This window comes from Pseudomonas sp. GW821-FHT04D07 (assembly GCF_059420225.1).
On record NZ_JBWKTH010000017.1, the window covers coordinates 60872 to 76387 of the forward strand.

17 protein-coding genes are annotated in these 15516 nt (G+C 60.6%); 6 read left to right on the forward strand and 11 right to left on the reverse strand.

The window, feature by feature from the left end:
* Positions 1–8 precede the first annotated feature (8 nt).
* Genes AC07T0_RS19690 through AC07T0_RS19700 form a run of 3 tightly spaced genes read right to left on the reverse strand, consistent with a single transcriptional unit; the run spans position 9 to position 3638 of the window.
* Positions 9–1157, reverse strand: coding sequence for an NAD/NADP octopine/nopaline dehydrogenase family protein (locus AC07T0_RS19690; RefSeq protein WP_495002790.1), 1149 nt, complete (start codon positions 1155–1157; stop codon positions 9–11).
* A gap of 28 nt (positions 1158–1185) precedes the next feature.
* Positions 1186–2229, reverse strand: coding sequence for a PLP-dependent cysteine synthase family protein (locus AC07T0_RS19695; RefSeq protein WP_495002791.1), 1044 nt, complete (start codon positions 2227–2229; stop codon positions 1186–1188).
* Positions 2230–2243: 14 nt separating this feature from the next.
* Positions 2244–3638, reverse strand: coding sequence for a Y4yA family PLP-dependent enzyme (locus tag AC07T0_RS19700; RefSeq protein WP_495002792.1), 1395 nt, complete (start codon positions 3636–3638; stop codon positions 2244–2246).
* 485 nt (positions 3639–4123) lie between these two features.
* Here AC07T0_RS19700 and AC07T0_RS19705 point away from each other — a divergent pair, with 485 nt between their 5' ends.
* A complete protein-coding gene (locus tag AC07T0_RS19705; RefSeq protein WP_495002793.1) occupies positions 4124–5014 on the forward strand; it encodes an HpcH/HpaI aldolase/citrate lyase family protein in 891 nt (296 codons plus the stop codon).
* A gap of 27 nt (positions 5015–5041) precedes the next feature.
* On the forward strand, positions 5042–5479 hold the full coding sequence (locus tag AC07T0_RS19710) for a ParB N-terminal domain-containing protein (protein WP_495002794.1): 438 nt from the start codon (positions 5042–5044) through the stop codon (positions 5477–5479).
* A gap of 77 nt (positions 5480–5556) precedes the next feature.
* On the opposite strand, the gene AC07T0_RS19715 is transcribed toward AC07T0_RS19710, so the two are convergent.
* From AC07T0_RS19715 to AC07T0_RS19725, 3 genes are read right to left on the reverse strand one after another with little or no spacing between them, the layout of a single operon-like run.
* A complete protein-coding gene (locus AC07T0_RS19715; RefSeq protein ID WP_495002795.1) occupies positions 5557–6630 on the reverse strand; it encodes an FUSC family protein in 1074 nt (357 codons plus the stop codon).
* A complete protein-coding gene (gene mdtN, locus AC07T0_RS19720) occupies positions 6627–7694 on the reverse strand; it encodes a multidrug transporter subunit MdtN (protein WP_495002796.1) in 1068 nt (355 codons plus the stop codon). The genes AC07T0_RS19715 and mdtN overlap by 4 nt, the downstream gene beginning before the upstream one ends.
* A gap of 15 nt (positions 7695–7709) precedes the next feature.
* Positions 7710–8012: a YtcA family lipoprotein gene (locus AC07T0_RS19725; RefSeq protein ID WP_495002797.1), complete on the reverse strand. Its 303-nt coding sequence runs from the start codon at positions 8010–8012 to the stop codon at positions 7710–7712.
* 208 nt (positions 8013–8220) lie between these two features.
* Here AC07T0_RS19725 and AC07T0_RS19730 point away from each other — a divergent pair, with 208 nt between their 5' ends.
* The 4 genes from AC07T0_RS19730 to AC07T0_RS19745 all read left to right on the forward strand — a co-directional run bounded on the left by AC07T0_RS19730 (position 8221) and on the right by AC07T0_RS19745 (position 11323).
* Entirely contained in the window at positions 8221–9237 is a 1017-nt protein-coding gene (locus AC07T0_RS19730; protein ID WP_495002798.1) for an AraC family transcriptional regulator, read from the forward strand.
* A 142-nt stretch (positions 9238–9379) separates the two neighbouring features.
* Positions 9380–9730, forward strand: a complete 351-nt coding sequence (locus tag AC07T0_RS19735) for a BON domain-containing protein (protein ID WP_495002799.1) — start codon at positions 9380–9382, stop codon at positions 9728–9730.
* A 148-nt stretch (positions 9731–9878) separates the two neighbouring features.
* On the forward strand, positions 9879–10172 hold the full coding sequence (locus AC07T0_RS19740; protein WP_495002800.1) for a metal-sensing transcriptional repressor: 294 nt from the start codon (positions 9879–9881) through the stop codon (positions 10170–10172).
* A gap of 8 nt (positions 10173–10180) precedes the next feature.
* Positions 10181–11323 carry a nickel/cobalt efflux protein RcnA gene (locus AC07T0_RS19745; RefSeq protein ID WP_495002801.1) on the forward strand — a complete coding sequence of 381 codons (1143 nt, stop codon included), beginning with the start codon at positions 10181–10183 and terminating at the stop codon, positions 11321–11323.
* Between the two features lie 98 nt (positions 11324–11421).
* Here the strand turns inward: AC07T0_RS19745 and AC07T0_RS19750 are convergent, their stop codons facing one another.
* The 5 genes from AC07T0_RS19750 to AC07T0_RS19770 form a co-directional block, all read right to left on the reverse strand.
* The gene (locus AC07T0_RS19750) at positions 11422–11862 is read right to left on the reverse strand and encodes a DUF411 domain-containing protein (protein WP_495002802.1); all 441 of its coding nucleotides are present in this window, start codon (positions 11860–11862) and stop codon (positions 11422–11424) included.
* A 121-nt stretch (positions 11863–11983) separates the two neighbouring features.
* On the reverse strand, positions 11984–14065 hold the full coding sequence (locus AC07T0_RS19755; RefSeq protein WP_495002864.1) for a copper-transporting P-type ATPase: 2082 nt from the start codon (positions 14063–14065) through the stop codon (positions 11984–11986).
* Positions 14066–14173: 108 nt separating this feature from the next.
* Positions 14174–14431: a DUF2933 domain-containing protein gene (locus AC07T0_RS19760; RefSeq protein WP_495002803.1), complete on the reverse strand. Its 258-nt coding sequence runs from the start codon at positions 14429–14431 to the stop codon at positions 14174–14176.
* Positions 14432–14543: 112 nt separating this feature from the next.
* Positions 14544–14936 carry a hypothetical protein gene (locus AC07T0_RS19765; protein ID WP_495002804.1) on the reverse strand — a complete coding sequence of 131 codons (393 nt, stop codon included), beginning with the start codon at positions 14934–14936 and terminating at the stop codon, positions 14544–14546.
* Between the two features lie 100 nt (positions 14937–15036).
* A complete protein-coding gene (locus tag AC07T0_RS19770; RefSeq protein WP_495002805.1) occupies positions 15037–15432 on the reverse strand; it encodes a hypothetical protein in 396 nt (131 codons plus the stop codon).
* Positions 15433–15516: the final 84 nt, after the last annotated feature.

The following is a 15516-nucleotide window of genomic DNA, read 5'->3' on the forward strand; positions in this document are numbered from 1 at the left end:
TTGTCGACTCATGCCGTGCGCGGCCAGTGGCGGGGGAAGTAGTCCAGTGCCGAATCCCGTAGTCCTTGCATGTAGGAAACGCTCCAGTTAAGGACTTCCTCGATGTAAGGCACTTTCAGGTCAAAGCGCTTGGCCATTTCCACCAGCAGCACCAGGCCGTAGGCAACGTCCTCGTTGAAAGCGCGGCTTTCCCGTTCGATCACGTAGCCGGCACGGTTGTCCGCCGCCGGCACCATGGGCGCGAGAATGTTGTTGTAAGCCTGGTTGGTGCGCAGGATCGACAACATGCTGCTCTGGTCGCGGATCTGCTCGCCGTAGGCCTCGACGATTTCCTCTTTCAAGGATTTCACCGAAGACAGGTCGACCCCCAGCCGTTGACTGATCACGGCACACAGGTCCTGGCTTTCCTGGTCCATGCGTTCGAGGAAGTACGCCCCCAACTCGGGGCATTCGCTCCACCAGCACAGGGGCTGGGGAAAAATTTTCCGGTGCCATTGGCCGTAGGGGCCGATCAACCCGTAGATCACCGAGCTGTGCATGATCGGATTGCCCGGGGTCAGGGTGATTTCCAGGTAGTTGTCCAGCAGCGTCACGCACGGGCCGTACAGCCGGGTCAGCAGTTGATGCAGGTGCTGGCGCGAAGCGTCGGACTCCCTGGCGTGGGTGGCGACGTAGAGCTGGCTCTTGCCGCCGCCCATTTTGATCGAGCGTCCGGGCTTCAGCTCGAACGCCGTGTGGGGGACATCCTTCATCCCCCAGATCACCAGGTTTGGCCGATCGACCAGCACGGACTCCGCCAGCCAGTCGAAACCGCAAAAGCCTGGAATGGCGCCGATGTACACCGGCTTGTCGGGGCTCAGGTGCGGCGCGATGGCCTGCAGGGTTTGCGCTCGGGCATGGGCCGGCACCGTGATGATGACGATATCGGCATCCTCGACGGCGAGCCGGGCATCGCTGGTCAGTCGATCCAGCCGGGCACTCAGCGTCGAACCGTCCGGCAGCAGCGCTTGCAGCGGCGTACCACGGGCGTGTTGATCGACAACTTCCGGGTTGTTGGTGAGCATCGAGACCTGAACATCGGGCAGTTGCTTGAACACAATGGCGTTCAGATGCCCGGTCCTGCCACCGCCACAGAGGGCGACTTTCAGCGGTTTCATTAAGAGACGTTCCTGTGTCGAAGGTGGGTCATGCAACGCTCAGTTGCCGTGGCGTGCAGCTGGATTCCAGCCATTGGGTCTTGCCCAGCCAGGTATCCAGCTGGGTGGCGACGCCAGGGTCGAGCAAGTCGCGTTCCGCCAGCCATTTTTCGTTGAATACGGTGTGCAGGTACTTTTCACCGCCATCGGCAATCGGTATCACGACATTGCCGCTGAGCACACCTTTGTGGATCAGCTCCAGTGCCTTGAAAATCGCGCCGCCGGTCGATCCGCCGACCAGCAGCGCCAGGTTTCTGGCGACGTAACGGGCGGTTTCGAAGGCTTGGGAATCGGTGACCTGGACGCCCAGGTCGATGCAGCTGTAGTCGAGCACCAGGCCCACGGTGTCGCCGGCCGGGGTGCCGGTGCCGGATTGGTAATAGGGATAACCGGGGTGGCCGAAGACGATCGAGCCGGCGGGCTCGACACCCACTGTCACGGTGTTGGCGTTGTGCGATTTCAGCCCACGAGCGATGCCGGTCATCGATCCGCCGGTACCGACGCAGCCGACGTAGGCGCCGACCTTACCGTCGGCCTGGGCAATGGTTTCCCGCACGAAATCGCTGTAACCACCGGCGTTGGCGGCGTTGTCCGATTGATTCATGAACACGGCACCGGGGATCTGCGCGGCCAGTTCGGCCGCCAGTCGCTGGCGCTCGACGACCGCGACTTCATCTTCCCGATAGGTCCCCTCGACATAGCGGACTTCGGCACCCAATGCCTTCATCACGGCGATCTTGTCCTGGGCCGCGTGATGATCGACCACGGCAATGAAATGCAGGCCAAATTCGACGGCCGTCATGGCCAGGCCGATGCCGGTATTGCCGGAAGAGGATTCGACGACCACGCCACCGGGTTTCAGTCGCCCGGACTTGAGGGCGGCCAGCACCATATTGCGGGCCATTCGATCTTTGATACTACCGCCGGGGTTGTTCTTCTCAATCTTGAGCAGCAGTCTGGCGGTCGTATCTGGAACGGCAATCGCCAGCATGGGCGTATTACCAATAAGGTCGGAAACTTTACTCAGTATCATGTGAAGTATTCCCTTTAGTAGTCAGGTGAGAGTGCGTAGTGAGCTTCCGTGCAACAAGTCACCGTCAGCCGCCGTGGCAGGGGATGACGATGAAATTCGTTTTCCAGCAGATCCATCTGGTAACCGGCGGTATTGGCATAAATCAATAAATCTCCCGGTTGGGGCGTGCTGCTGAAATGGATCAAACGATGAGTGATAACGTCGTCATCCAGGCAGCTGTGACCCGCAATATAGGCTTGCATGGGGGTGTGCCCTGATTCCTGGGCGCTGATTAGAATTGGATCGACCAGATATTCCGATGAGAACCATGTTTCGCAGGCACTGAAACTACTGCCTTCGACAAATATGACGGTTTTGTGCTGGGCCAGTTGTTTGGTGCGTGTCACTCGAAACACTGAAATTGCCGCTTGGTCGACCAGACTTCGACCGGGTTCCAGTGCCAGGGTAATATTCTGTTTTTTCAGATAACTGGCGATGGACTGGGCGGGTGAATGTTGTGCTTCGAGAAACATTTCCAGCCACTGGCAGGCTGTCAGATGACTGCCGTAAGGATAATAAGAATTGGGTGTTTTTTGATTGTGGTACTGGCTGGGTTGGTTGGCGTTTTCCAGGAAGCGGGTGTAGGCCTGGGGTTCGATATAGCGCATCGGCAAGCCGCCACCGATATCAATCATTTCCGGAGTCAGCGACATTTCCCGAGCCGTTTCGACGAAGCTGCTGAGCTCGCGAAAGGCTTGGACCCGGGTTTCGAAGTCATACCCGCCAAGATGAAAATGGAAACCTTCGAAGTGGAATATTTCCGTGAGTTCGGCCAGGCGTTGCAGGCTGAGCAACAGCTCGCTCGCACCCATGCCAAAGCGGCTCGACGAGCAGCTCTGTGGCCTGTAACGCAGCAAAACCCTGGCTTTGACGGGGGCCGGCAGGGATTCGACGACGCCCTTCAGATGCTCGAATTCCTCTGCGGAGTCGACGCAAATCAGCGATCCCTCACGCACCAGCGCCCGATGGAAGGCGGTCGTTTTGGCCGGTCCTGTGGCACAGAGGCGCTCCGGCGGAGTACCGGCACGCAGCGCCGCGTCCAGTTCGTGGATGCTTGAAACATCAATGCCGATACCGGCCGAGGCGGCCGCGCCGAGCAGGCTTTGCGACTTGTTGGCCTTGGCTCCGTAAAAGATCGCATGGCGTACGTCGAACTGCTTCAACACCGCTTGCAAGGCCGTTGCATTGACTTGGAATGCGTGGGGCCATACCAGATTCAAGGGCGAACCGTGTTGTCTCACCCAATCCAAAAGTGTGTCTGGAAAGTGGTGAATGAAATGCGAAATAACCGGATCAAGCAGTGGCTTTAGAAGTTCGGGGTCATGTACTTCAGCGGGATTTTTAAGTGCTGGCGCAATTGCATTAGGCATCGTTAACCTCTGGCATCAAAAACGTCGCCATTCCTATTTCGACAGCTAAACGCTGTCGACAGATGTGATGCGGTCTCTCGTCAGTAGCGAGAACTCAAACCCGTGGAGGTGGGTGCCAAACAGCACTGGCGGGTAGAGGAATAGTGCGGGTGGCGGTTATTGATTGACAAAACAATTGCATGACAACCTCATTCCGTGTGGTTTATGCGGACATAACGTTTAGCCATTAATTAATGGCACGCCTCGGTATTTCTAAAGCTCTAGCGGCTGACATCTAAATGGCATCACTGCGTCACACTTCCCATAAACAGGATCGCCTTCTCGAGTTGTAGGAAGAAACCTACGAATTGCCACGAACGATATTGCTAATGCGAACGATTATCAAGTAAGATTTTCAAATATTTTGAATGACCCCACGGCGCGAAGGTGCAAAGCGCCTGAAAAACTCGAACATTTACGACTGATGCATGCCAAGGAGAGATTCAATGACCACTGATCGTCTCAGCGCCACCGCCACGCTTCCCATCAGCTACCTGTTCGTCCCGGGCAATCGTCCCGAGCGTTTTGCCAAGGCGGTGGACGCCGGGCCCGACGCGATCATCCTGGACCTCGAGGACGCTGTTCATCCCGACTACAAGCCCGCTGCCCGAGCGGCGATCTGGGTCTGGCAGGAGCAGACCCCGGCCACACGGTGCCAGCGTTACATTCGTTTGAACGGTGTTGACAGCCCCTTTTTCAAGCACGACATGACCTGGCTTGGCGATATGCGTTATCCGCAGCGCTGCACGGGTATTTTTCTGCCCAAGGCGGAGTGCCCCGAGACCTTGTCCCGGGTGGTCGAGCGCTTGTTGGCGTGGAATCCGGAGGTGCAGATTGTCGCGATTATCGAGACCGCCAAAGGCCTGCAACAGGTCGAGGCGATTGCCGGGATCCGTGGCATTGCGCGCCTGGCGTTCGGCTCGCTGGATTTTTCCCTGGACATCGATTGCCGCCAGGTACCGGAAGCCTTTCTATTTGCCCGCAATCGAATCGTGCTGGCTTCGCGTACAGCTGATCTGCCGGCGCCGATCGATGGTGTGACCCCCGCGCTCCGCGACATGCGCACGGTGGAGCAGGAGTCGCATTACGCCCGGACCCTGGGATTTGGCGCGAAGCTGTGCATTCACCCGGCGCAGTTGTACACCGTGCAGCGTGCTTTCTTGCCCGATGCCCGGCAATTGGCCTGGGCGGATCGGGTGCTGAGTGCCGTGGCCGGAGGCAGTCACGCGGTGCAAGTGGATGGTGAGATGGTCGACCTGCCCCTGATCGAACAGGCGCAACGTCTGCTTGACGTGGCCAGCCGGCATGCCCTCGTCGGCAAAGTCGATGCTTGCTGAATCGGTCGTCAAATCAGGAGATTTACCATGGAAAACCAGCCGCTTTGTTCCGTCGCAGCGGATGCACACCAGGGGTACAGCATCGTGTTGCGGTCTTTGCGTGATGTGCAACAGTCAGAACAGGTCGATCCGGGCAATGTGCAGAGGCTTCGAGAGTCGATCTTGCACACGGGCCACTGGCTGGAGCCGATCATTGTCGAGCGTTCCAGGGGGATCGTGATGGATGGCAACCACCGACTCAATGCGGCGTGGCAACTGGGGTTGAAACGGGTGCCCTGTATTGAGCTCGATTACGCCGATCCGCGGGTGTGCGTGAGGCACTGGCAGACAGGACAGGCCTTTGAGGTGGCGCGGATTTTCACGACCCTGGCGCGTGGGGAGATATTTCCCTACAAGACCACTCGGCATGCCTTCGATCCGGCGTTGCCGGTGGTCGCTATTCCCTTGGATAACCTATATGGCTGAAAGCCATCCTGCGCTTGAATCGACGGGCTGCGCAAACGCGCTTGGCGCCCAGGCACCCGTGGGCAAGTAACCCTGCGTCAGGTATTGCTGGACTCAGGCCATAATCCGATATGAATCAAGGCTGTCACGCCGACGCCCAGCAGTATGCCGACCAGACGATCGCGGATTTCGCTCAGGTCGGTCATCGGCGCGAAGTCCGCCAGCAGCGCCAGGGCGAAGCCGAACACGATCTGGATCCCGGCATAGCTGCTGCGCGGCGAACCGGCGCTGACCCAGGCGGCCAGGCCAAGCACCGGCAGGCTCATCAGCAGCAGGCCGACAATGCTGTCGATCCGCGGCACCACCCAGACCATGCACAACAGCGCCAGGGCGCTGCCGACCAGGCAACCGAGGACGCGCAACAGGCCTTTGTGCAGGGTTTTTTCCAGGCTCGGCATGGCGGTGATCAGGCAGGTGAGCATGGCGGTGTGGATACCGGGCCAGTCGACCGCCGTATACAGCAGGTAGCACAGCAGCGCGGCGAGCAGGGTCTTGAAGGCGAACTGGGAATAGACCGGGTTTTCGAAGGCATCAGCCACCAGCAGCGGTGGCTTGGGGGCAGGTGCCGCTTCACCGGGTGGCGGTGGTGCCGGCAGCAGCAGGGTATTGACCGCCACGGTCACCACCGTCGGATAGACAATCGCCATCCAGGCCCAGAGGCAGGCGCGGGTCAGGGCTTCGGGATTGTTATTGAGGTCCACCTGGCTCTGGATATAGATGGTCAGCAGGGCTACCACGAAAAACAGCGGACCCAGCCGGCAGGTGCGCATGAAAAACACGCTGACGAAAAACACCAGGCTGGCACCGGCGATGCGCAGCAGCGGATAGTCGAAACTGACCTTCAGCAGCAGGATCGCCAGGCCCACGGCCAGGGTGGTACTGACAACAAACAGTGTGCCGAGCATCTTGGTCATGGCCACGCTCGACTGGGTGACGAAGAACACCAGTACCAGGGAGATCGACAGCAATGGCACCTGCAAGCTCATGGCCAGCAGGATGACGAGGGTGCAAGAGAGCAGATGACGAAGCACCGCGTTCACCCGGCCGGGGCGGTCGCGCAATTCCTCCTTGAGGATATCCCATGGCGATTGCCCCTGGGTTTCTCCGCTCATGGCGCGGTGGCCGTCGTGGCGTGCGTCGGGCCGCTGGCGGTATTGATAACGGCCACCGCCGACGCCCCGAGGCGAAACGGCTGCAGGTCCGTGCCATTGACCCGGATGCGCACCGGAAAACGTTGCGAAACTCGGACCCAGTTGATCGACCGGGCGACCTTGGGCAAGCCGTTGACATCGGTTCCGCCATCGTCCGGAAACACGCCGAAGCCGATCGAGTCGACATTGCCGCTGAATGTCTGGCGGGTATCGCTCATCAGGTAAACGGTAGCGGAATCACCCGGGCGAATGTTTTTCAGCGCGGTTTCGCGGAAATTCGCGACCACGAACCAATGCCCGGTGTCGATCAGGCTGAACACCGACTGGCCAGCCGAGGCGAACTGGCCGGCGGCGGTCTTGAGGCCTACCACGCGGCCTTCGAACGGTGCGCGAACGCTGCTGTACTCGACGTTCAGCGCGGCGCGGGCGATCTGTGCCTCGATCACCGCCCGGTGGGCCACCAGGGCATCGACGCCACTGACCGCGGCAGTGGCCTGGCGGGCTTGCAGTTGGCTGACATTGAGTTGCGACTGGGCACTGCGCCTGGAGGTGCGTGACTGGTCGATGGCCTCCGCGGAGATATAGCCGTGGGACAGCAGGGCTTCCTGGCGCCTGAGGGTGTCGCCGCTTTGCTTGGCCAGCGCCTGGACCCGCTCGATTTCGGCATGTGCCGCCTCGGCGTTCAGGCGTTGGGCGGCGACCTGGCGTTCATTCAGGCCAATCTGCCGATCCAGTTCCACCAGCGAGGCCTTGGCCTCATCCAGCGCGGCCTGATAGGGGCGCGGATCGATGCGCATCAGCACATCGCCCTGATGGACCTGCTGGTTTTCCCGCACCGGCAGCTCGACGATACGTCCGCTGACCTGCGGAGTGACATTGACGGTGTCGGCATAGGCGTAGGCGTCGTCGGTGCGCGGTTGCGCATCCAGGCGGGCGATCACCCAGAGCAACAGGCCCAGGGCGGCGACGCAGAGGGCGCCGAGGAGCAGTCGACGAGGGTATGGTGGAGACGAGTGTGTTTGCATGGGGAAACGCCCGGGTTAGAAGAAGACCAGCCAGCTCAGCAGTGAAAAAAGCAGGGCCAGCAGCGGGTAGCTCAGCACCCATGGCCGCAGCCATGCGGTACGCTGCGTCTTGAGCAGCATGGCCCTGACCAGCAAGGTCAGCAGCACGCCGGCAATCGCGCAAAACAGCCAGTCCGGGAAATAGGCGCCGATCACGCTGATCGACGGCGCTTGCTTGCAGCCGGCCAGTGCCAGGCAGGCCAGTGCGCCGGCTGGCGTTCTGGCGCTGCGTGGCAGGCGTTTGTCCGGACGGGGGACGCAGGGGGGGCGGGTATTCATCACGGTCGAGGCTTCTGGTCAGATGGGCGAAATGGAGAGCGCCGCCGACGGCTTGTACCCGGATCGAAACGGGCGAGTGTTGCGCGGTCTTGCGTTAGCGATAGTCTAGAGATGGCGTCAGGGGTGAACATGATCTGTTCGGCCATATAATTGATCGGGAGTGCACTGTGATCGACCTTGGGTTCCTTTCGGCGGAGTCGACGCGCCAGTGAGTAATCAACAGCGTAGCATCAGCAGTGCGGTGATCATGGCCAAGGTCGGCGTTGAGCGCGGCCTGTCGAGCGTGGATTTTCTCGCAGGCTCCGGACTTGAGCCCGCGGACCTGGAAAACCCGACCCGTCTTGTTACCTTCGAGCAGGAGTTCCGGTTGATCCGCAACCTGCTCAAGCACTGCGGTGGCGCCAGTGGCCTGGGCCTGGAAGTGGGATTGCGCTACCGCTTTACTTCATTGGCCGCGCTGGGCTTTGCCCTGGTCAGCAGTTCCACGCTGCGCGATGCCTTTTCACTGATTCCGCATTACTCCGAGTTGAATGCCAGCCTGGTGCGGGTGATGGTTGACGCCTTGGCGACGGACCTGCGGATCGAATGCGAAGAGAGCGATATCCCCGCGGATCTGCTGCCGTTCATCGTCGAGCGCTCCTTTGCCGCCGGGTTGAGGATCGCCGGTGATCTGCTCGGACACACGGCGATACCCCGGGCCATCGAATTCAGCTTCGCCGAGCCGGCCGACGTGGCGCTCTATCAGCAGCTCACCGGTGTGCGCCCGCGCTTCAATGCGCCGAAAAGCGCCCTGGTCTTCAGTCAGGCCGACGCGGATATTCTCCTGGCCTTGGCCGATCCCCTGGCGCTGCATATCGCCCATGACCAGTGTCGCCGTGGTCTGCAGGTCGGGCCGCAGACCGGCGGGTTGGTCGGGCGGGTGCGCGAGCTGCTGGCCGCGCAGCCGGCCGCCCTGCCGGCCATGGGACAACTGGCCGCCACCCTGTGCATGTCGGTGCGGACCTTGCGGCGCCGCTTGCAGGAGGAGGGCGCGACTTATCTCGGCTTGTGCGATGAAGTCCGTGGGGCCATGGCCGAACGCTTGCTGACGGGCTCGCGCTTGCAGATCGAGCAGATCGCCGAGACATTGGGGTATTCCGAGTCCGCCAGCTTTATCCATGCGTTCAAGCGCAGGACGGGTGAATCGCCCCATGCCTTCCGACGGGCCCGCGCTCAGTTGCGATAATTCGGCGCCCGCTGGGCGCCTGCTGTCGTCTTTGCGGAGCAGCGCACTATAATTAATCCGTGTCGGTGTGGCTGTGGCGCGTACTCCATAGTCGCGCCCAAGGCTGAACAGTACGTCTGAAAACTCGACAGAGGGTTCTGCCATGAAAAACCATTCCTTGCAGCATTATTCCCACGACCTGGGCATGGCCGTGCACGACACATGGACCACCGCCCGGGTCAAATCCGCCCTGGCCATGGCGGACTCCACGCAAAGCCTGCATATCCATGTGAAAACCCATGCCGGTACGGTGACGTTGAGCGGTCGGGTATTGACCCATCGTCAGTGCGAACAGGTCATTGAGCGGGTCCGCGCGGTGCCTGGCGTGCTCGACATCGATGCCCGCGAGCTGTTGACCCATGTGTTTATGCCCGCCAGCTCGATGCAGGCGCCCGATGCCGAGGAGGCCAACGAATATCGGCCGCCATTGCCACGGCGCGAGGATGATCAATAACAGTCTGATACATCAGCGACAGGGTCGACGTTTGCCAGTCGGCCCTGCCTGGCTGTTTCCCGGTCGGTCGTGCTCACCATACGCTTGCTCTATCCTATAGGGGGGGATAGTATGCGGGCGAAATTTATTGAGACCCGGGACTCAAATCATGAGTGAGCACGAACATGACCATCCCCACGTCCACCAGAGCCATGCAGCGATCATCAAGCGTCTGAAACGTGCCGACGGCCATTTGCGCGGCATCATCAGCATGATTGAAGAGGGGCGTGAGTGCGTCGACATTGCCCAGCAACTGCATGCCGTGGAAAAAGCGGTGTGCCAGGCCAAGCGCACGCTTATCCAGGATCACATCGATCACTGCCTGGAAGACACCGTCTCGGCGTTGAACACGGGCGAGCGCGCACCGCTGGAAGCCTTTAAACAAATCACCAAATACCTCTAGGTTCTGACATGCCCAATTTCGCTGAACTCCTGCAACAGGGCGGTTCACACGCCTGGCTGTACTTCCCGAGCGCGATCCTGCTCGGCGCCCTGCATGGCCTGGAACCCGGTCATTCGAAAACCATGATGGCGGCGTTTATCGTGGCGATCCGTGGTTCGGTAAAACAGGCGGTATTGTTGGGCCTGGCCGCGACGCTGTCGCACACCGCGGTGGTGTGGTTGGTGGCCATCGGTGGCATGTACCTGGGCAAAGGCCTGGACGCCCAGACCACCGAGCCTTACTTTCAGCTCGCGTCCTCGGCGCTGATTATTCTGATTGCACTCTGGATGCTCTGGCGCACCTGGCGTGGCGAGCAGATGTTCAAGTTCGAGCAAGGCGATGATCACCCTCATGGCGAGCATGATCATGCTCATGACCATCATGATGAAACGCATCGGATCGATACCGGGCACGGTCGTGTCGAACTGTCGATTTTTGAACAGGGCATGCCGCCGCACTGGCGCTTGAAGACGCTGAGCGGGCATGCGTGGTCGGCTTCAGACGTGCGCCTGACGACTACCCGTCCAGATGGCAGCACGCAAACCTTTGCATTCATCGAGCGCGAAGGCTTCCTGGAGTCGACGGTCGATATCCCGGAACCTCATGAATTCAGCACTCGCCTGAGTCTCGGGCATGCCGGGCACTCCCATGATTACGACCTGGAATACCAGGAGCATGATCACGGGCATGCGCATTCCGAGCTGGAAGGCCTGGAGTTGTCGATTGACGGTTATCAGGACGCCCATGAACGGGCGCACGCCAATGATATCCGCAAGCGCTTCACCAACCGTGAGGTCACCACCGGGCAGGTCATCGTGTTCGGTCTGACCGGCGGCTTGATTCCCTGTCCGGCGGCGATCACGGTGTTGTTGCTGTGTCTTCAGGTCAAGGAGGTTGCGCTGGGCGGGATGCTGGTCCTGTGCTTCAGCATCGGCCTGGCGCTGACCCTGGTCACTGTGGGGGTAGCCGCGGCGATTGGCGCCCGGCAAGCCTCCAACCGCTGGCCTTGGCTGGGCAGCGTTGCGCGGCGGGCACCTTATCTGTCCAGCGTATTGATCATCGGTGTTGGCCTGTACGTGGGCATCCATGGTTGGATCGGCCTGAACGCCTGAAGTGACGTTTGAGTATTTGAACTCAGCCGTTATTTTGCTCTGTTCCTGGCGGCACCCGGTGCCGCCACGTCATGGCCCATGCCGTCTGAAACCATGCGTCAATTGCCAGGATACTCAGCGATTACCTGCTCGGCGCCTGATTGGCTCTGGCCTATCACCTGATAGGCCTGTTTGCTTGGGCCACTGTCCATTCCTGGCGAACCCATGGGCATGCCGGGAACCGCGATTCCGACGAGGTTGGGGTGATTCTTCAGGTCGCGGATCTGCGCGGCTGGCACATGTCCTTCGACGAATTTACCGTCGATCACCGCGGTATGGCAGGAGGTCAGGCGCGGAGCGACGCCAAGGCGCTGTTTGACTTCACTCATATTCGGTTCGACATGGTCGCGAACGCTGAAACCATTGCTCTCAAGATGCTTGATCCAGGCCTTGCAGCAGCCGCAGTTTGGGTCGCGGTAGACGTCGATGAGTTCAGCCGCTTGTGCCGCTCCGGTCAGCAGCAAGGTGGTGAGCATGGCGATACGTAATCGGGTGTTCATGGGGTTCTCCCGTTCAAAAAACAGCACTTGCCGACAGTTGCAAACACGCTGCGGCTTTTTTCTGGTTCTGGCTTTATCCTCAACCTTTCCATAGTGGCAAGGTCAAGCCGACTTCCCAGACTCAAACTATCGAAACACGGCGCAGGCGCAAAGCGTTGCAGACCACCGATGCCGAACTTACGCTCATGGCCAGCGCGGCAATCAGTGGGGACAGCAGGTGACCGCTCAGCGGGTAGAGCAGGCCGGCAGCGAGGGGGATGCCCATGGCATTGTAGAGGAAGGCGAAAGTCAGGTTCTGGTGCATGTTTCGCACTGTGGCCAGCGACAGGCTGCGAGCCCGCAGGATGCCGAGCAGATCGCCCTTGACCAGGGTGACCTGGGCACTGTTCATCGCCACATCGGTGCCGGTGCCCATGGCGATACCCACGTCGGCGCGGGCCAGTGCGGGAGCATCGTTGATACCGTCTCCAGCCATCGCCACGCGGTGTCCGGCTTGTTGCAGCGCCGCGACCAGGCGCTCCTTGTCTTGCGGTTTGACCTCGCCATGCACCTCCTCGATACCCAGCTGGCGGGCTACAGAGCGTGCGGTGGTAAGGCCGTCGCCAGTCGCCATGATCACCCTGACGCCATCCGCCCGCAGACGCTCGACCGCCCGTTTCGAGGTCGGCTTGATGGGGTCGGCAACTGCCAGCAAACCCGCCAGGGCGCCATTGACCGTCAGGTACATGATGCTCGTGCCGTCGCCGCGTAGCTTCTCGGCCTGCGCGTGCAAGCGCTCGGTGGCGAAGCCAGCCTCCCGCATCAACAGCGTATTGCCCAGCTGCAGGTGGTGGCCTTCGACCACGCCGCTGACGCCAATACCGGAGGCGGACTCGAAGTGTTCAGTTGGGCTCAGTGTCAGGCCGATGGCGCGGGCTTGTTTGACGATCGCCTGGGCTAGTGGGTGCTCGCTGCCCTGATCGAGGCTCGCGGCCAGACGCAGCACTTCCTGCTGAGTAAACCCGGGTACGGCCTCAACGCTATGGAACGCGGGGCGACCTTCGGTGAGGGTGCCGGTTTTGTCGACGATCAGGATATCTATCTTGCGCAGGTTCTCGATGGCGGCGGCATCGCGAAACAACACACCGCTGCCCGCCGCCTTACCGGTGGCGACCATGACCGACATGGGTGTCGCCAGGCCAAGGGCACAGGGACAGGCGATGATCATGACCGCGACGGCATTGATCAGGCCGAACACCCAGCTTGGCTCGGGGCCCCACAGCCCCCAGCCGAGTAGCGTCAGCACGGCGATACTGATCACCACCATCACGAAGTAACCGGCAATCACATCGGCCAGACGTTGCATCGGCGCTTTTGAGCGTTGGGCCTGCACCACCAGTTGCACAATCTGTGCGAGCAGGGTGGCCGAGCCGATTTTCTGCGCCTGCATCACCAAGCTGCCGTGGCTGTTGAGGGTCGCGCCGATCAACGTGTCGCCCGGCCGCTTCATCATTGGTATCGGCTCGCCGGTGAGCATCGACTCGTCCACGGCGCTTTCGCCTTCGAGCACCTGGCCGTCGACCGGTACTTTTTCCCCCGGCCGCACCCGCAGCCGGTCGCCGCTGTGTACGTGGGTCAGGGGGATGTCTTGTTCCGTGCCGTCGGCATTGATCCGTCGGGCTGTTTTGGGGGCCAGTCCAAGCAGCGACTTGATGGCCGCCGAGGTTTGTGAGCGCGCCTTGAGTTCGAGCAGTTGGCCGAGCAGGGTCAGCGAGATGATCACGGCCGCCGCCTCGAAGTACACGCCGATGCGGCCCTCCATCATGAAGTGGCTGGGGAAGGCGCCGGGGGCCAGGGTGGCGACGACGCTGTAAAGGTAGGCCGCCGCGGTACCGAGGCTGATCAGTGTCCACATGTTCGGGCTGCGCTGAACCAGCGAACGCACACCGCGCCGATAAAACGGCCAGCCGGCCCACAGCACGACAGGGCTGGCCAGTCCGAACTCGAGCCAGTTTTGCGTGGCGCCGTGGAACAGCACCAGGGCATGGCCACCCATGGCCAGTAGGGTGACGATCACGGTCAATGGCAAGGTCCACCAGAAGCGCCGGGTGAAGTCCTTGAGTTCGGGGCTCTCTTCTTCCTCCGGTTCGGCAATCACCGGCTCCAGGGTCATACCGCACTTCGGGCAGCTGCCGGGGCCGATCTGGCGGATTTCCGGCTGCATGGGGCAGGTGTATTGCGTGGCCGCTGCTGGCGCCGCTGTTACGACCTGTGGGATTTCAGGCTGGGCCATTGGCTGGTGCCCATGATGGGATTCGGCGTTGTGCATGAGTTAATCCCTCTTCTCATCCTGAGTGGCGCCCGGGTTTTCTCCGTGATGACCGTGACCGCCGTGGTGGTGGTGGTGGCCGAAAAAATGCATCAGCGGGCACAACAGCAAAATCGTATAAGGCAGCAGGCCCAGCATATGGCCGTAGTGTTCCCTGGCCAGATAGAACAGCGCGATCACCAGCAGCATGCCTAGCGCTATGCCGGGTTTGCTTCTCCAGAAGGCAGGCGAGGTGTCGCTGGAGTGGCGAGCGTTCATCATGGTTCTGTACTCCTGACAGAGTGCTATCCAGTGGTCCTATGTTTGGCGGTTTCACCCAGGTCATGCCGACCAGGGCGAAATCGCCGTTGCAGCTACATCGCTATGCCCGGGATTACTTGCCCATGGGCATTTTCATCATGCTCGACTGTTGATCCATCATCTTCATCATCATGTTCATCATTCCCATGCCGCCGTTGTTACCGGACATGCCCATGCCGTTACAGTTTTGTTGCAGCATGCCCATGCCGTCTTTCATCGTCTTCATGCCTTCCTGCATGGCCGCTCTTCGCTCGGCGGGGGTCTTGGCGGCGACCATTTTGTCGCGTGCCGCCTGCATCTTTTGCATTTGTTCGGTCATGGCCTGGTTCTGCATGGGCATGCTTGTGTCGCTGGTTTGAGCCGGCGCGGTCGGCGTCTGTTCCGGCTGCGGCGTCTCGGCGGCCGAGGCGATGAGCGGGCTGCTCACAAGCAGGGCGGCAAGGATCAGTTTCAATGAGCTATGCATGGCAATCTCCAGAGGGTGAGGACAACACAGGTAAAAGCAAGCCGCGCCGGGTTGGCGCAGTTCGGGGTAGCGGCCGGAGTTCGGCGCGCTGAAAGTCGCTTTAATCGTTGAGGCGGACGAAAATCAGGCGGGCAGGCGGCTTGGCTGGTGCAAGGCGTCGTAGTACGAGAAAGGGAAAAACAGAGAGCGTGGCGGGGTACAACAGGAGCAACGCGGGGATCAGCAACAGCAACGTCCAACTGAACAAGTCGAACGCTTGAAGATGGGGCCAAGGACTCACGGCTATCGCCGTATCGGCACAGTGTTGCAGGCAACCAGAGGTATGGGCATCGTGGTCGGCGCCATTTTGAGCGGTGTTCAGCGAAGCATGGGTTATCGCCGGATTGTGCTCGGGAAGTACCAGGCAGCCCTGGCTCGCCGCCAAGCCAAAGGCCAACAGCCAGAGCACGATGGCCAGGCGTATGAACCTTGGTTGACGATGGCGAAACCAGTACATGACGCTTCCCCGGAATGGGTGAGGGGTTGTAGTTTTTTCAAACTACAGAACCTCGAAGTGCCGCGATTGATCTACATCAAAGTT

Excerpts from the sequence above, each read along its gene's own strand:
- AC07T0_RS19765 (WP_495002804.1), bottom strand. The coding sequence starts at position 14,936 with ATGCATAGCTCATTGAAACTGATCCTTGCCGCCCTGCTTGTGAGCAGC.
- AC07T0_RS19710 (WP_495002794.1), top strand. The coding sequence starts at position 5,042 with ATGGAAAACCAGCCGCTTTGTTCCGTCGCAGCGGATGCACACCAGGGG.
- AC07T0_RS19770 (WP_495002805.1), bottom strand. The coding sequence starts at position 15,432 with ATGTACTGGTTTCGCCATCGTCAACCAAGGTTCATACGCCTGGCCATC.
- AC07T0_RS19695 (WP_495002791.1), bottom strand. The coding sequence starts at position 2,229 with ATGATACTGAGTAAAGTTTCCGACCTTATTGGTAATACGCCCATGCTG.
- AC07T0_RS19755 (WP_495002864.1), bottom strand. The coding sequence starts at position 14,065 with ATGCAGCCGGAAATCCGCCAGATCGGCCCCGGCAGCTGCCCGAAGTGC.
- AC07T0_RS19700 (WP_495002792.1), bottom strand. The coding sequence starts at position 3,638 with ATGCCTAATGCAATTGCGCCAGCACTTAAAAATCCCGCTGAAGTACAT.
- mdtN (WP_495002796.1), bottom strand. The coding sequence starts at position 7,694 with ATGCAAACACACTCGTCTCCACCATACCCTCGTCGACTGCTCCTCGGC.
- AC07T0_RS19745 (WP_495002801.1), top strand. The coding sequence starts at position 10,181 with ATGCCCAATTTCGCTGAACTCCTGCAACAGGGCGGTTCACACGCCTGG.
- AC07T0_RS19760 (WP_495002803.1), bottom strand. The coding sequence starts at position 14,431 with ATGATGAACGCTCGCCACTCCAGCGACACCTCGCCTGCCTTCTGGAGA.
- AC07T0_RS19715 (WP_495002795.1), bottom strand. The coding sequence starts at position 6,630 with ATGAGCGGAGAAACCCAGGGGCAATCGCCATGGGATATCCTCAAGGAG.
- AC07T0_RS19740 (WP_495002800.1), top strand. The coding sequence starts at position 9,879 with ATGAGTGAGCACGAACATGACCATCCCCACGTCCACCAGAGCCATGCA.
- AC07T0_RS19725 (WP_495002797.1), bottom strand. The coding sequence starts at position 8,012 with ATGAATACCCGCCCCCCCTGCGTCCCCCGTCCGGACAAACGCCTGCCA.
- AC07T0_RS19735 (WP_495002799.1), top strand. The coding sequence starts at position 9,380 with ATGAAAAACCATTCCTTGCAGCATTATTCCCACGACCTGGGCATGGCC.
- AC07T0_RS19690 (WP_495002790.1), bottom strand. The coding sequence starts at position 1,157 with ATGAAACCGCTGAAAGTCGCCCTCTGTGGCGGTGGCAGGACCGGGCAT.
- AC07T0_RS19705 (WP_495002793.1), top strand. The coding sequence starts at position 4,124 with ATGACCACTGATCGTCTCAGCGCCACCGCCACGCTTCCCATCAGCTAC.
- AC07T0_RS19750 (WP_495002802.1), bottom strand. The coding sequence starts at position 11,862 with ATGAACACCCGATTACGTATCGCCATGCTCACCACCTTGCTGCTGACC.